The organism is Paenibacillus protaetiae, assembly GCF_004135365.1.
Taxonomy (GTDB): Bacteria; Bacillota; Bacilli; order Paenibacillales; family Paenibacillaceae; genus Paenibacillus_AP; species Paenibacillus_AP protaetiae.
Genome location: NZ_CP035492.1, coordinates 579531 through 593653 on the forward strand (window position 1 = coordinate 579531; position 14123 = coordinate 593653).

Here is a 14123-nt window from a genome sequence, read left to right on the forward strand (position 1 = left end):
CCATAAAGGGGGCTGCCGAATGCAGCATTGGTTAAGCGAACATCATTTCGTTTCCTATGTGCTTATATTGGGATTTACGATTTATATTTTCAATACCGTTTTTCGGGCGCAGCAAAGACTGCCGATTTTGAAAGAAGTTCTCGTATACCTCCTGATGGCAATCGGCGCCTTTGTGCTTATGATTCTTCAAGTTGACAAGCTTCCCATTATTCAATGCATGGGAATTGCCGTCATTATGATGCTGATGCTCCGCGGCCGCCAGCTGTACGACAAGTATAAGAAAAAAAAGGCGGAACGCGGCGCCGTGAACGAAGCGGAGCCAGGCCGGTAGGCCGGCTCCGTTAATCTTTTTGACGTGAGGGTGATTGCTTGTGTCACAAAATGCGTTGCCTCCAAGAGCTTCGGGCAAAACCGCTCCAAAATCCGGCAAGGGGAAAAAGAAAAAGCGGCCTGTGCTGCGTGTACTTTTAAGCTTGATGCTGGTTGTCCTCGTTGTTGTTGCGCTCTATTTGGGCAATATCGTGAAAAAAGCCGGCGATGCGCTTGATACGTCCAGCACGGTTGATAATGTTACGGTTCCTGCTGCCGAATCCGTCAAGAAAAAAGCAGTGGGCATTGTACTGCTAGGCATGGACACCCGTCCCAAAGGCGGGACAATGAATACGGACGTGATGATGGTTGCGGTATTTAACCCGAATACCAAAACGGCTACCGTTGTTTCGATGCCGCGCGATACGCTGATTGAACTGGACGGCTATAAGGAACGGAAAGCAAACAGCTATTATGCGAATTTTTACAATCAGGCGATTGAAGAAAAAGGCTTAAGCAAGGACGCGGCGAAAGAAGACGCGCGCCAAGCGATGAGCCGCATGATGAGCAAATATTACGGCATTGACATTAAATATACCGGCATCATTAATTTCCAAGGTTTTGTCGATGTTGTAGATGCGCTTCACGGCATTAAAGCCGATGTCGATATCAACATGAGGTATGTAGATACGGCTGACGGCACCAACATTAACTTGAAAAAAGGCGTGCAGACGCTGAACGGCCAGCAGACGCTGGATTTTGTCCGATATCGGAAATCGAATGACGGCTCCAACATGTCGAGCGATTTTGACCGGAACCAGCGGGAAAGCCAGGTGCTTAGCCTCATTACCGACAAGATGAAATCGTTAAACGGCGTAACGAAGCTGGGCGATGTGATTGAAGCGGTAGGCAAAAACTTCTCGATCGATATGCCTTCAAACGAAATGCAAAACATGCTGAAAACGTATTTTGGCATATCCAGCTCGGACATTACGCTTATTCAGCTTGAAGGAACATGGAAAAGTCCTTATGTGTATCTGGATGAATCCAAGCTCGATGAAGCCCGTGCGGCGCTTCAGGCAAAAATGGCGGAATGACCATAGACTGGCGGGGCTAATCTGTTTATAATGGAACCATGGACGCTGCAGCATCCCATTTCCTCCAGAAGGAGATCATGCGAATGACCCAAACCCATTTCATCGGACTATGGCCTGATGCAACAAAAGCGGCACCATGCGTTCTGATCAGCAAAGAGGATATGACTTCCAAACCATATGCAATCGCCGCTGCTCGTCCTTGCGGACAAGTGTGCGCGGCGCATGACAAGAAAGCCTGGTGACTCGTTCACCAGGCTTTCTTGCTTGTACCGCATTAATGATGGTGATGATGCATTTGGTTGGTCTGAACAGGAGCAGGAGCGGCCGGAGCTTGCTGCTGCTGAACGTGGTCGTCGTCTTTAGGCATGACATCACGCGGAACCTGCGGGATAATGCGGCCCATAATATCGGCCATTTCCTCGGCAAAGCCGGTTACCGGCTTGCCCCGGCGAATGTCCGCGCCAAGCTCGGCAATCCGTTTCGAGAGATCCATGTCGGCCGTTACAAGCGCGTTAATGCCATAAGGGTCTTTATGGAAAGCTTCCGCAACCGAATATTTAATGGTTCCGACACGGGAACGGTCCAGATTGCCGTCAACATCAATGCCCACTACCGCCGTATTGCCCATCACTACTGCGTGAGCCTTTTTGACGCCGGGTACGGAGCGAGCCAGCTGCTCCAAATGGTTTGCAACATCTGCGGAACTGGCTTTTGCCGGCGCCCTCGGATCGGTCTGCTGCACCCGAACGTTTTTATTATTTTGGGGAGAGGGTGATGTTTCATTCCGCGCTACAGTACCGCAGCCTGCCGCAAGCAGCATGACGAGAACTGCAGCTATCAGCTTATACATGTTGTGCCACCTCGCCTTTTTTCATCTATCCAGCAGTAGTGTATCCGCAATACAATGCGGCTATGTATGCCTATGAAATTCCGTCGCCGGGAGGGTTTTTCATGAAAAAAATATTCGTGCTCGATACCAATGTGCTGCTCCATGATCCGCAAGCGATATTTGCCTTCGATGACAATGAGGTCATCATACCTGCGGTGGTGTTGGAAGAAATCGATTCGAAGAAGCGGCTGGCTGACGAGCTGGGAAGGAATGCGCGGTCCGTATCGCGGCTTTTGGATAAAATGCGGGGAGAAGGGCAGCTGCATGAAGGCATCCCGCTTCCGAAAGGCGGCGTACTGAAGGTCGAGCTGAATCATAAAAGTTTCATTAGGCTGCAAGAGATGTTTGGCGATGTAACCAACGATAACCGGATACTGGCGGTTGCGCTGAATTACCGGCTGGAGCAGGAAGATCTGGCAGCAAGCGGCACGGTTACCGCCGCAAGGGAAGTTATCCTGGTCAGTAAAGACGTGCTGGTCCGGATTAAAGCAGACGTACTTGGCGTTCAAGCGCAAGATTATTTATCCGATCGCATTATTATGTCTTCGGACATCTATTCGGGTTATGTGACGTTATTTGTCCATCCGGCAGTGATTGACGAATTTTATACTTATCGTTATCTTGCGGTTGAGGCGCTTCAGCTTCCTGTACAGCTGAATCCGAATGAATTTGTTATATTACGCGATGAAATGGGCTCCTCGAAGTCCGCTTTGCTCCGGGTAAGCATGGATGGAGGGAAACTCGAGCCGCTTTATTTAAGCAACGACGCCGTGTGGGGCATTACGGCCCGCAACGCGCAGCAGCGGATGGCATTGGAGCTGCTCCTCAACGACGACATTCCTCTCGTGACGCTAAACGGCAAAGCCGGCACCGGCAAAACGCTGCTTGCGCTTGCTGCCGGTTTAATGAAAGTAGAGGATGAGCATAAATACAAAAAGCTTTTAATTGCGAGACCGGTTGTTCCGATGGGCAAAGATATCGGCTATTTGCCGGGTGAAAAAGACGAGAAGCTGCGTCCGTGGATGCAGCCGATTTACGATAATCTGGAATTTTTGTTCGATACTAAAAAATCAGGAGACATTGATAAAATTTTGATGGGCCTTGGCAGCATCCAGGTGGAAGCATTGACCTATATTCGGGGCCGTTCCATTCCAGGCCAGTTCATTATTATCGATGAAGCTCAAAATTTAACGAAACATGAAGTGAAAACAATCGTTTCCCGGGTTGGTGAAGGAAGTAAAATTGTACTGATGGGCGATCCCGAGCAAATCGATCATCCGTATTTGGACTCCATCAGCAATGGCTTGACACATATTGTAGAGCGTTTCAAAGGGGAGTCAATCAGCGGCCATATGACGCTGGAAAAAGGCGAGCGTTCGAAGCTTGCCCAGCTGGCCGCAGACCTGCTCTAGTCCGGGCGACTGCCACGTATAAACAAGTAATAAAAAACTGCATGGTTTCGGGAATTGGGGCTGCCCCTTGTCTCACAGACATAGGGCGCTCCCAGCTTTCCGTGCATGCAGTTTTTTTATTTATACAGCATGAAAACTAGTACAATAGTTACAGGAGTGAGCCTTTCCTCTTAATAATATTTGGACAAAATAGGCAGAACTTGCTATTATATCTGATGAATGAAGCTGAACAGGAGGGATTACTCTGACAAGGCGGGTATGGATTACCGCAGCTGTTGTGCTTTTCATACCTTTGTTATTATCGGTCACAGCGTTGCAGTCGGCTGAGGACGATAGTTTGCTTCATGTAAATGGCAAGTTACAAACGGAAGATTCCGAAGAAGATCCAGGAATGGAAGAGCCGGTTAACGTTTCTGTAACCGTTTCCATGACCTATGCGGAATTTGAAGGCCTTAAACAATATACAGATACTTTTATGACCCAATATCCCAACATTACCGTCTCGCTGTCCAATGATACGGAAGCCTCCGAGGCTAAATGGATGGATGAAGCCGAACTGGGCAGCGGCCCCGATGTTATGCTGCTGAACAGCAGCTCTGTAGGGCGTTTTGCGGGGCGCGGCCTGCTTAAGCCGGCCGAGACGCCTGGCATGTCCGAAGCTGGCTCTGAGCAGGCGGAAGCACTGGTGGAGCCGTTGAAATGGAATGGCTACACATGGGGCACGCCTAAGGATGCTGACCCGTATATATGGGTCTGGAGCGCCTCGCTGCTTTCTTCATTGGGCAGTGCACAGCCGCCTGACGATTGGGAGAGTTACAAGCTCTTAATGGAAGAATGGATTAAACAGGATGACGGCGTGCCTTATATTTATTTAAGCGGCGGTGACGCCGGACAATCTGCTGCTTGGCTTGGCGCATTTGCGCAAGACGCCGCACAAGGGCAAGCCTCCCCCGCCGGCGGACAGCTCCGCCAGCAGGAAGAAGCGGCATTAAGCTGGCTGCAGGCGAATTGGAGCGGCGTCCAGACCCAGGGACTGGACAGCGGCGTGCAGCGTCTTGGCGCTTTGCTGCAGGACAAGCTGCTGTCCGCTTTTGTGCCGTGGTCCGTTTATTTGCAGTTAAGCGCATCCGAGCGAAGCAAGCTGATCGTTGATAAAGGGCCTGTTCGCGAACCATGGCTGGACGCCAGAAGTTTTGTTATTTCATCGCACAGCAAAGTGCCGGAAGAAGCGGCAAAATGGATTGAAGAGATGACCGGCCTGAACAGCCAGCTGGAAGCTTACAGGATGTACGGCAAGCTTCCTTCGGTCAAAGCGCTGTATATGACCGCGAGCAGCGGCGGTTCGATAACGGAGTATCCGCCGAACTGGCTGCTGCAGCAGCTTCAATATGTGCCCCGGAACCGGAAGCAGACGAGTCACTGGCTCTTCATACCGATGAATGGGACAATAATTGGATCAAGCTTACAACGGAAATGGCAGAACAGCCGGATTCAAGCTCATAATGTCATGCCAAGATCAGGATACAATAAACAAACCCGCCGGCTACGGCGGGTTTTTATGCGATTGGAGCGGCGGAAACGCCGCTTTTTTTGGTTTTATTTTGGAGATGGATTGTCACAAACGTAAGCTGAGCTTTACGATCAGCTCGCCATTTGCCGTCTCCACGTCGGTAGCTTTAATGAACGAAGCAATGCTTCCCGGATAAAAGCCGAGATCGAACTTGTTTTCTAGCTCGGCGCGGGTCGTATCCGGCAATGCAAATCCGTTAAACAGCAGTTCATCGACATGGAACAGCAGCTCGTTATCGGGATCGTTAATAATGGAATAATGACCGGTAATGCTTACGGAAATATCGTCTTTTTCGCCGGAGGCGATAATTTTTCCGTCCTTGAACTGGAACTGAAAATGCTGAAACCGGTCGTCCTGCTGCCTGAGGAAGGCATTTAAATCGGTGTCCGGCAGCCGGAGCGTATAATTGAATCCGTTCATCTCCAAATACTTCTTGTTGCCTTCAATGAAATCCGGCAGCTTCCGCATCGCTTTGTCCAATGCGTCAAAATATTGCTCCACTTCATGCAAACCGGCAGTTTCCCAAAATGAATTCAGCTGCTCGATCATCATCTTCAGCTGCTCGGCATCGGGCCGGCTGCTCAACTGCTCGTCAACCTGCGACTGCAACGCCAATACGCGTTCGCGCTGTTTGGACAAATTGCTTTGAATACGGTCGAGTTCGGTTTGCTTCTCCTCCTGCTTCAAGTAACCTTCCTGCAGCTTGGCATATTGTTCTTTGTAGGCGTTTAACGCATGTTTGTCGCTTGTAAAAATCATCTGCACATAATCCCAGATGTTCAACAGCTTCTGCAAGGAGCCGGCGCGGAGCAGCGCGGTGTACAATATGTCGCGTTCACCCATATAGTAGGCGCGGATGACTTTGGATGCCTGCTCCTGCTTTTGTTTCATGAGCTGCTCTTGTTTCTTTAATTCGGCCGAGGTTGTTTCCATATCGGCAGCTAATGTTTGCTGCTGCTGCCGGATTCGGTCAATCTCCTTATCGATTTCCGTTATAGATAAGCTTTGCTCCAGCAGCTGATGCACATCGTCGCCGCTGCTGTCCGGCTGCTGCGCTGTTCCCGGGCTGTCCGCGCCCGGCGCAGCAGCCAAAGCTGCCGGCTGATAGCTTATAAGCAGCATGAACATAAATAAGGGCAAGGTTTTTTGAATGAAACGGTGAATGGCCACTTCTTGCCTCCTTTCGCGGGCTTCCTTGCCGTTAAAAGGGATAAGCCCTATAACTGTTACAGCATTCATTGTATGCGGGGCATGGCCTATTATTTCTCGTTGGCGGGACTCGCTCCCCCCGCAACAAAAAACGGCCCGGCCAGAAGGCCGAGCCGCTGTGATCCGTTATGTATACCATTAGAACGGATTACTGTATTCAAATACGGACCAATAGCTGAATCCGACAAAAGCAATAATCATATATCCCCAAAACATTACAATGTATGTTCTTTCCGTAAACCTTAAATAACCAAGAAAAACGAACGCGACGGCTTGGGCGAAAAACAGGATCGAAAATTCGATCTTATGGCCAGCAAAAGCCATCAGCGCGATAAGCAAGCAAAGGAAACCGAGTACCCGGTACATGCGTGCCATACAAACATCCTCCTTTCCAGAAGAGCCGTTTTTTTCTAAAAATCATTATAGCGTTTTCACGAATTGCTGTAAACCTGAAAATAAACAAAATACAGTTGTATTTTATCATTTTTTGGATGTAGCGGCTTGTTCTATGAGAAGTATGCGCATGTAAGCGATAAATTATGTATGAGTGAATGTAAAAATGGATATACAAATTAGTATCCAATAGATTCTATGAACTCTACCAAGGGCATAGAGATAAGTAAGTGCCTTTACGTTAGGAGGTTTTGGCTTTATGACAGCCGTCAGACAAGATGCCTGGAGTCCCGACGACGATTTGATTCTCGCCGAGGTCACCTTGCGGCATATTCGCGAGGGAAGCACGCAGCTCGCTGCGTTTGAGGAAGTAGGAGAACGGATCGGAAGGACTTCTGCGGCCTGCGGATTTCGATGGAACAGCTGTGTCCGCAAAAGGTATGAAGATGCAATACAACTTGCCAAGCAACAACGGCAAAAAAGAAATTATTTAAAAAAACAGACGGTTGCTGCCCCGCATGTCTCGTCTTTATCCGTGTTTGAAACGGAGGAACGGCCATTTAAGACGACGGACGTGTCTATGACGGAGGAGGCATTGTCCATTGATACGGTGATCCGCTTTTTGCGTCAATGGAAGACGACCTACCAGGAATTGAACAGGCAAATCAAGACTCTTGAAAAAGAACTGAAAGAAAAAGAAGAGGATTTATACCGTTTGCAATCGGATAATGAGAGATTATCAAAAGAAGTAAACAACGTTCAGACTGATTACCGTGCTGTAAACGATGATTACAAAACGCTGATTCAAATTATGGATCGCGCGCGCAGGCTTGCCGTGCTGAACCAGGATGAAGAGGCTAAACCCCGCTTCAAAATGGACGCGAACGGCAACTTGGAACGAATTGAATAGGCACAAAAAAGGCTCGCCGGCGGCGGGCTTTTTTTAATGGCCTGTTCCTGCAAATCTGGGCTCGCGGTAGCCGCTGCAAATGCGGTTATGCCATAATGGAGATAAAATGAATCGTACAGCAGAGGTGTTATTTCACATGGAGATGGATGTCATTGGCGGAGGCTCGATCGGCTTGCTTTTTGCAGCCAAGCTGGCGCTTAGCGGCCAGAAAGTAAATGTATGGACCCGAACAGAGCGGCAGGCGGGTGAAATCAACAGCAGCGGTTTAACGCTGATCGGCGAGTCTGGACCGACTGCCTCGAATATACGGGTTGCATCATATCCTGTCCGTATATCCGGCCGGGACGGCGTATCCAGCGGCGAGCCGCGAATGGCGCTGCTAACGGTGAAACAAGCTGCGATTACGGAAGAGCTGATCCTGTTTTTGGGCGAGCTGCTCAGCCATCCGGGATCGGTTATCATTTGCTTGCAGAACGGCATTGGCCACTTGGAGAAGCTGGAAGCTTCCCTCCCGCATGCGGAGGTTCTTGCCGCCGTCACAACAGAAGGAGCGCGCCGGATAAACGGCTGCTCGGTTCAGCATACAGGCCGCGGCGAGCTGTGGTTCGGGAAGGCTGCCCCCCATGGAGCGGAGAACGAAACCGGCAAGGGAGAAAATGTCGGAATGCGTCCGGACAATAGGCATATTTTGTTCCTTGACATTTTAAATGCAGCAGGATTCCGCAGCTTTCTGTCGAATGATATGAATAATCGGATTTTCCAAAAGCTGCTCATTAACGCGGTTATTAATCCTTTAACTGCGATTTATGATGTACGAAACGGAGAATTGCCGGAGCATCCGCTCCGTCTGCGGCTAATGGAGGCTTTGTACGAGGAGACAGCAGCTTTGCTGATGGCTTCGGGTTGGAAGCCGCAGGGGGATGGGTGGCAGAACATCATGGGCGTTTGCCGCGCAACCGCGGCGAATGTGTCCTCTATGCTGAGCGATGTAAGAGCTGGCCGCCCAACCGAAATCGAGTGGATTAACGGAGGGATTGTACGGCTGGCGGAGCGCCTTGGCTCGAAAGCCCCGCTGAATGAAGCGCTTTTGGCCATCGTGAAGAAGCTGCTGCCTGATGAATCCGGCAAACGATGCGAACCTTAAAAAGGGGCGAATCTTGCGTGCAAATGTTGTTGGATGGACTGAAATCACTGTATGCCTATCTGGCCGTCATACCTGTCATCCCATTCCTTCTTATTTATTTCGGTTACCAATTCATTACCGAGGACCGGAAAAAAGCGTTTCGTCTCGCGATGGATGTGACAACCGTTTTTCTCATCGGCTGCGTGGCAATGCTGCTAAATAAGCTGTTTGACGGATCTTTTGGCATTTATACCATTTTACTGATTATGCTCCTTGGCGGCGGTCTTCTCGGCAATGTGCAGTTTCGGAAAAAAGGCGCCGTCGATGTCAAAAAAGTGTTCCGCGCCATTTGGCGGCTTAGTTTTTTTATGATGAGCGTGCTTTATGTGCTGCTGATGGTCATTGCAGCGAGCAAGGCGATTTTTTTTCAAGCTTAGCCGCATTTGTGCGAAAACCTTCCTTTCGGGGAGGTTTTTTTGCTGCTTTCGGCTTGCTTGCCGCTGCTGTAAAAATTGTAACTTTTTTAATTTCAGTTTTGACGGAAGGCTTATCCTTTGTGTACAATCAAATCTGACGCCTTGTTCATAGAGCGGCAAGGACTAATGGGTTTATTCAAATTGGAGGTTGCAGGCAGCGCTATGAAAACAGAAATTTACATGATGCCAAGCGCTCAGCCTTTGACGGAAGCGTATATCCATCAAACGGATTCGAATGTGGATTCGTTATACGGATACCATCCGGAAAGGGATGAGGATTGGAGCAGAAGGCTTAAGCGCCTGCAGGATCATCCAGGCAGCAGAGCCGATGCTTCCGATGTAGCAAAGGTTCTCCGGACATATAACGAAAAACATCACGCACATCCCAATGCTATGCTTGCAATCAAATCGATTGCAGAAGGCGCCCCTGTTATTGTAGGCGGCCAGCAGGCCGGCTTGTGGACGGGTCCGATCATGGTTATCCATAAAGCAATCACCATTATTCAGGCTGCCCGCTTCGCTTCTCAGAAGCTGGGGACAGCCGTTGTTCCGGTCTTCTGGATCGCGGGTGAGGATCATGACTGGGATGAAGCCAATCACGCTTACGTGATGGCGGCTGACCAAAGTTTGCGCAAGCTGACCGTGCAGCGGCCGGAAGGCCCGAGAACGGCAGTGAGCCGTACGGTGCTGGATGAGAGCAGCTGGGCGGCTGCGCTGGAAGAGCTGGAGCAGTCGCTGCCCCATTCCGAATTCAAGGAAGGCATGCTGCAGCAGCTGAAGCAAGCGGCGGAAGGCGCGAACACGCTTTCGGATAGCTTTGCGCGTATCCTCGGTTATTTGTTTGGCGAGCAAGGGCTTGTACTTATTGATGCGGATGATGCCGGATTGCGCAAGCTGGAGAGCCCGATGTTTACCCGGCTTATCGAACGGAACGATGAGCTGGAGCAGGCTTATGCCGGCACTGCTGAGCAAATGAAGCAGCTTGGTTATCCGCTGCAGGCGGACGTGGTGGCAGGCAGTGCCAATCTGTTTGTGTTTCAACAGGATAACGGCAATGAGCGGACCTTGCTTCATAAACGCGACGGCTTGTTTCAAGACCGTAAAGGCGTTGTATCGTGGACGAAGGAGGAGCTGCTGGCGCTTGCGGCAGACCGTCCCGAGCAATTAAGCAACAATGTGCTGACCCGTCCTCTGATGCAGGATTATGTGTTCCCGGTGCTGGCAACGGTGCTTGGTCCGGGCGAAATTGCTTATTGGGGCACAACCGGCGAGGCGTTCCGGACGCTGGGCATGGAAATGCCGATTATTTTGCCGCGCCTGTCGTTTACGCTTGTGGAAGGCACGATTGATAAACATATGGCCAAATACGAACTGAGCTTCGAAGATGTGGTGAAACGGTTTGACGAGCGGAAGGAAGCTTGGCTGAAAGAACAGGACCAGCTGTCCATTGAAGAGAAGTTTGCCGCAGCCAAGCAGGCTTTTAACGACCTGTACGAACCGATTGTAAGCCTTGCTGCTTCGGTTCAACAAGGGCTTGCCAAGCTTGGGGAGACAAACCGGCAAAAGATTGTGGAGCAAATTGAATATTTGGAATCCAAAACAAAAGATGCATTCAGCAAGCAATACGAAGCGTCCATCCGGCAGCTGGACCGCATTTATTCGACTTTGTGTCCGGAGGGCAAGCCTCAGGAACGGGTAGTGAACTGCACGGTATATTGGAACCGGTTCGGACAAGATATCATTGGCAAGCTGCTGGAGCTGCCGTTTGACCGCAGCGGCACCCATCGAATCGTATATTTATCGCGGGAGGAATAATATTGAACACGATAGACAAAAGCATTGTCCGGGACATGTCGCTTGCGGGCGAAGGCCATCTGAAAATTGATTGGGCCAGCGCCCATATGCCGGTATTAAACCGGATTCGCGAGCAGTTTGAGAAGGAACAGCCGTTTAAAGGGCTGAAGGTTTCCATTTGCCTTCACCTGGAGGCCAAAACCGCTTATCTTGCCAAAGTGGTGCAAGCAGGCGGAGCGGAAGTGACCATTACAGGCAGCAATCCGCTGTCGACGCAGGATGATGTGTGCGCGGCGCTTGTAGAAGACGGCATTACGGTATATGCCAAACATAATCCGGGCATGGACGAATTTAAACAGCTGATTGTCAAAGCGCTGGAAACGAAACCGGATCTCATCATTGACGACGGCTCGGATTTTGCGACCATTTTGCACGGCGAACGCCCGGAGCTGGCTGAAAATATTCGCGGAGGCGCAGAAGAAACGACAACCGGCATCATTCGCCTGAAGGCGCTGCAAAAAGACGGCATCTTGAAATTCCCGATGGTTGCCGTCAATGACGCGTACTGCAAATATTTGTTCGACAACCGTTACGGTACCGGCCAGTCCGCTTGGGACGGCATTATCCGTACTACCAATCTGGTCGTATCGGGCAAAACGGTTGTTGTCGTCGGCTACGGCTGGGTCGGCAAAGGCATAGCGATGCGCGCCAAAGGGCTGGGCGCCAGCGTAGTGGTTACCGAAGTGGATCCGATCCGCGCAGTTGAAGCGTATATGGACGGATTTAAGGTGCTGCCGATGCTGGAAGCTGCGAAAATCGGTGAAATTTTCGTAGCAGCTACCGGCAATAAGAGCGTCATCAACGGCGAACATTATGCCGTCATGAAAAGCGGCGCTTTGCTTGCGAATGCGGGCCATTTTGACGTCGAGGTAAACAAGCCGGATCTTGCCGCGCTGGCGGCGGACATCCGTACGGTGCGCCGCAACATTGAAGAATATCGTTTGAAGGATGGCCGGAGCTTGTATCTGCTTGCGGAAGGGCGCCTTGTCAATCTGGCTGCTGCAGACGGCCATCCCGCTGAAATTATGGATACAACGTTTGCTTTGCAGGCGCTTGGCTTGAAATACGTCAATGACAATTACAAAAACCTGTCGAAGCAGGTTGTGAATGTCCCTTACGAACTGGACGAACAAGTCGCCCGGTTTAAGCTGGAATCGCTTGGAGTTACAATCGATTCCTTATCCGATGAGCAGAAAGCTTATTTGGACAGCTGGAAATAAATTATAATTTATGCGGCACGCCGCCTGTTACAGCAGCTATCTCGATGATGCTGCCGCAACAGGCGGTTTTTTTTGTGGAGTAACAAGCTGTTGATGTCCGGCGTAGCATAAGGGAAAGAGGGCCGCTTATGCAGGAAGGGGAGGACATCAAATGCAGCGGGACATGGAAGTGTTGCTCGTTCCTTTCGGACAGGGTGCGGGCAGACCGGGCAGTGAATGGGGACCGGAGGCGTTAGTGAAAGCAGGGCTGCTGGAAAAGCTGGAAGCGCAAGGCTGCAAGGTGAACCGGAGCTGGGTGGTGCCGCCGGCTGGCAGCAGCGTCAGCTTGGAGAAGGTCTGCGCGGGTGAACAGATCGGGGCGATGAAGCATAGCTCATCTGTACGGGGCATGAACCGGCTGCTGGCGCAGCAAGCTTCGGCTGCTGTCCGGCGAGGACGTTTTCCTTTGCTCATAGGAGGAGATCACAGCCTTGCAATGGGCATGCTGGCCGGCATAAGCGAGCATTACCGCCGTTTGGGCGTGATTTGGCTGGATGCGCATGCGGATATGAACACGGAAGCTACCAGCCCGTCCGGCAACATGCACGGCATACCGCTGGCGGTTGCTATGCATGTTGCCGAGCTGAAGCTAGCCGATATTTGGCCCCGCGCCCAATCGATTGATCCGCGCCATTTGGCGCTTGTAGGAGCAAGAGATATTGATCCCGGTGAAAGCAGGCTGATGGAGGATCTGCATATCCGCTGCTTTTCACCTCAAGAAATAAAACATCGCGGCGCGGCCAATACGATGCTGGAAGCGCTTCAAATTGCACAGCGCGGAACGGATGGCATTCATTTGAGTTTTGATGTGGATAGTCTGGATCCGCAATATGTCCCGGGAACGGGTACGCCGGTGCAAGGCGGCCTCGTGCCAGGCGAGATAGCGGCCGCTTTTGGCGTTCTAAGGCGTTCCGGCAAGCTGACCTCGATGGACGTTGTAGAAGTGAATCCGCAGCTGGATCAGCCGGACGGCAGAACAGCGAGGCTGGCCGCCGGACTGGTTGCTTCTTTGTTTAACCGTTGATGTGAATAATTTTTAATCACATGAAATAAATTCTAAAAATCCTTCTCATCGAGAAGGATTTTTATTTTAGGTGGCGAACTAGTCTTAACAAGTGGGGAATAGTGGTGCAAAGTGGTAGACTTGGGGGAAGGGTGGAACGGTTTAATGTTCATGGGCGAATATCAGCATAGCATTGATGATAAAGGCCGCATCATTATACCGTCCAAATTCCGCGAGGAGCTTGGCGCTTCTTTTATTGCCACTAGAGGTCTTGATAACTGTTTATTTGTTTATCCGGCGAGTGAATGGGCAGTGCTGGAGCAAAAGCTGAAATCATTGCCGCTCATGAAATCGGATGCCCGCGCGTTTACCCGCTTTTTCTTCTCGGGTGCAACCGAATGCGAGCTCGATAAACAGGGAAGGGTAAATATACCTGGACATTTGAGAGAATATGCAAAGCTTGATAAGGACTGTATGGTGCTGGGCGTATCCGGCCGTGTGGAAATTTGGAGCAAAGAAACATGGAGCAGTTACTACGAACAGTCCGAGCAAGCCTTTAACGAAATCGCAGAAAAACTGGTTGATTTCGATTTTAACTTCTAAGCGAATGGCTGACAGA

At 50.6% G+C, this 14123-nt stretch carries 14 protein-coding genes; 11 read left to right on the top strand and 3 right to left on the bottom strand.

All coding sequences use genetic code 11. The annotated features are described in order from the left end of the window. Positions 1–19 precede the first annotated feature (19 nt). Both ET464_RS02405 and ET464_RS02410 read left to right on the top strand, forming a co-directional pair. On the top strand, positions 20–331 hold the full coding sequence (locus ET464_RS02405; RefSeq protein ID WP_129437938.1) for a YlaH-like family protein: 312 nt from the start codon (positions 20–22) through the stop codon (positions 329–331). Between the two features lie 40 nt (positions 332–371). After that, positions 372–1406: an LCP family protein gene (locus ET464_RS02410; RefSeq protein ID WP_244226638.1), complete on the top strand. Its 1035-nt coding sequence runs from the start codon at positions 372–374 to the stop codon at positions 1404–1406. Between the two features lie 274 nt (positions 1407–1680). On the opposite strand, the gene ET464_RS02415 is transcribed toward ET464_RS02410, so the two are convergent. Next, positions 1681–2256 (bottom strand): YhcN/YlaJ family sporulation lipoprotein, encoded by a 576-nt coding sequence (locus ET464_RS02415; RefSeq protein WP_129437939.1) that lies wholly within the window; start codon positions 2254–2256, stop codon positions 1681–1683. Positions 2257–2357: 101 nt separating this feature from the next. On the opposite strand from ET464_RS02415, the gene ET464_RS02420 reads away from it, so the two are divergent. Further along, positions 2358–3707: a PhoH family protein gene (locus ET464_RS02420; RefSeq protein WP_129437941.1), complete on the top strand. Its 1350-nt coding sequence runs from the start codon at positions 2358–2360 to the stop codon at positions 3705–3707. Between the two features lie 391 nt (positions 3708–4098). Continuing rightward, positions 4099–5334, top strand: coding sequence for a type 2 periplasmic-binding domain-containing protein (locus ET464_RS02425; RefSeq protein WP_129437943.1), 1236 nt, complete (start codon positions 4099–4101; stop codon positions 5332–5334). Here ET464_RS02425 and ET464_RS02430 read toward each other — a convergent pair. Then, on the bottom strand, positions 5323–6447 hold the full coding sequence (locus ET464_RS02430; RefSeq protein WP_165279872.1) for a hypothetical protein: 1125 nt from the start codon (positions 6445–6447) through the stop codon (positions 5323–5325). The two genes, ET464_RS02425 and ET464_RS02430, sit on opposite strands and share 12 nt — an antisense overlap. 177 nt (positions 6448–6624) lie before the next feature. Next, positions 6625–6861 (bottom strand): DUF2626 family protein, encoded by a 237-nt coding sequence (locus ET464_RS02435; protein ID WP_129437947.1) that lies wholly within the window; start codon positions 6859–6861, stop codon positions 6625–6627. Between the two features lie 277 nt (positions 6862–7138). Here ET464_RS02435 and ET464_RS02440 point away from each other — a divergent pair, with 277 nt between their 5' ends. The 7 genes from ET464_RS02440 to mraZ all read left to right on the top strand — a co-directional run bounded on the left by ET464_RS02440 (position 7139) and on the right by mraZ (position 14107). Continuing rightward, positions 7139–7789, top strand: coding sequence for an RsfA family transcriptional regulator (locus ET464_RS02440; protein WP_129437949.1), 651 nt, complete (start codon positions 7139–7141; stop codon positions 7787–7789). 106 nt (positions 7790–7895) lie between these two features. Further along, a complete protein-coding gene (locus ET464_RS02445; protein ID WP_165279873.1) occupies positions 7896–8933 on the top strand; it encodes a ketopantoate reductase family protein in 1038 nt (345 codons plus the stop codon). Between the two features lie 23 nt (positions 8934–8956). Then, positions 8957–9349, top strand: a complete 393-nt coding sequence (locus tag ET464_RS02450) for a DUF3397 domain-containing protein (RefSeq protein WP_341869773.1) — start codon at positions 8957–8959, stop codon at positions 9347–9349. A gap of 201 nt (positions 9350–9550) precedes the next feature. Beyond that, entirely contained in the window at positions 9551–11203 is a 1653-nt protein-coding gene (bshC, locus tag ET464_RS02455) for a bacillithiol biosynthesis cysteine-adding enzyme BshC (protein ID WP_129444004.1), read from the top strand. A 35-nt stretch (positions 11204–11238) separates the two neighbouring features. After that, positions 11239–12462 (top strand): adenosylhomocysteinase, encoded by a 1224-nt coding sequence (locus ET464_RS02460; protein WP_425271753.1) that lies wholly within the window; start codon positions 11239–11241, stop codon positions 12460–12462. Between the two features lie 151 nt (positions 12463–12613). Continuing rightward, positions 12614–13525, top strand: a complete 912-nt coding sequence (rocF, locus tag ET464_RS02465) for an arginase (RefSeq protein WP_129437957.1) — start codon at positions 12614–12616, stop codon at positions 13523–13525. A 144-nt stretch (positions 13526–13669) separates the two neighbouring features. After that, positions 13670–14107, top strand: coding sequence for a division/cell wall cluster transcriptional repressor MraZ (gene mraZ / locus ET464_RS02470; protein WP_129437959.1), 438 nt, complete (start codon positions 13670–13672; stop codon positions 14105–14107). Positions 14108–14123: the final 16 nt, after the last annotated feature.

Excerpts from the sequence above, each read along its gene's own strand:
- ET464_RS02405 (WP_129437938.1), top strand. The coding sequence starts at position 20 with ATGCAGCATTGGTTAAGCGAACATCATTTCGTTTCCTATGTGCTTATA.
- ET464_RS02415 (WP_129437939.1), bottom strand. The coding sequence starts at position 2,256 with ATGTATAAGCTGATAGCTGCAGTTCTCGTCATGCTGCTTGCGGCAGGC.
- ET464_RS02420 (WP_129437941.1), top strand. The coding sequence starts at position 2,358 with ATGAAAAAAATATTCGTGCTCGATACCAATGTGCTGCTCCATGATCCG.
- ET464_RS02425 (WP_129437943.1), top strand. The coding sequence starts at position 4,099 with ATGGAAGAGCCGGTTAACGTTTCTGTAACCGTTTCCATGACCTATGCG.
- ET464_RS02435 (WP_129437947.1), bottom strand. The coding sequence starts at position 6,861 with ATGGCACGCATGTACCGGGTACTCGGTTTCCTTTGCTTGCTTATCGCG.
- ET464_RS02440 (WP_129437949.1), top strand. The coding sequence starts at position 7,139 with ATGACAGCCGTCAGACAAGATGCCTGGAGTCCCGACGACGATTTGATT.
- ET464_RS02445 (WP_165279873.1), top strand. The coding sequence starts at position 7,896 with ATGAATCGTACAGCAGAGGTGTTATTTCACATGGAGATGGATGTCATT.
- ET464_RS02450 (WP_341869773.1), top strand. The coding sequence starts at position 8,957 with ATGTTGTTGGATGGACTGAAATCACTGTATGCCTATCTGGCCGTCATA.
- bshC (WP_129444004.1), top strand. The coding sequence starts at position 9,551 with ATGAAAACAGAAATTTACATGATGCCAAGCGCTCAGCCTTTGACGGAA.
- ET464_RS02460 (WP_425271753.1), top strand. The coding sequence starts at position 11,239 with ATGTCGCTTGCGGGCGAAGGCCATCTGAAAATTGATTGGGCCAGCGCC.
- rocF (WP_129437957.1), top strand. The coding sequence starts at position 12,614 with ATGCAGCGGGACATGGAAGTGTTGCTCGTTCCTTTCGGACAGGGTGCG.
- mraZ (WP_129437959.1), top strand. The coding sequence starts at position 13,670 with ATGTTCATGGGCGAATATCAGCATAGCATTGATGATAAAGGCCGCATC.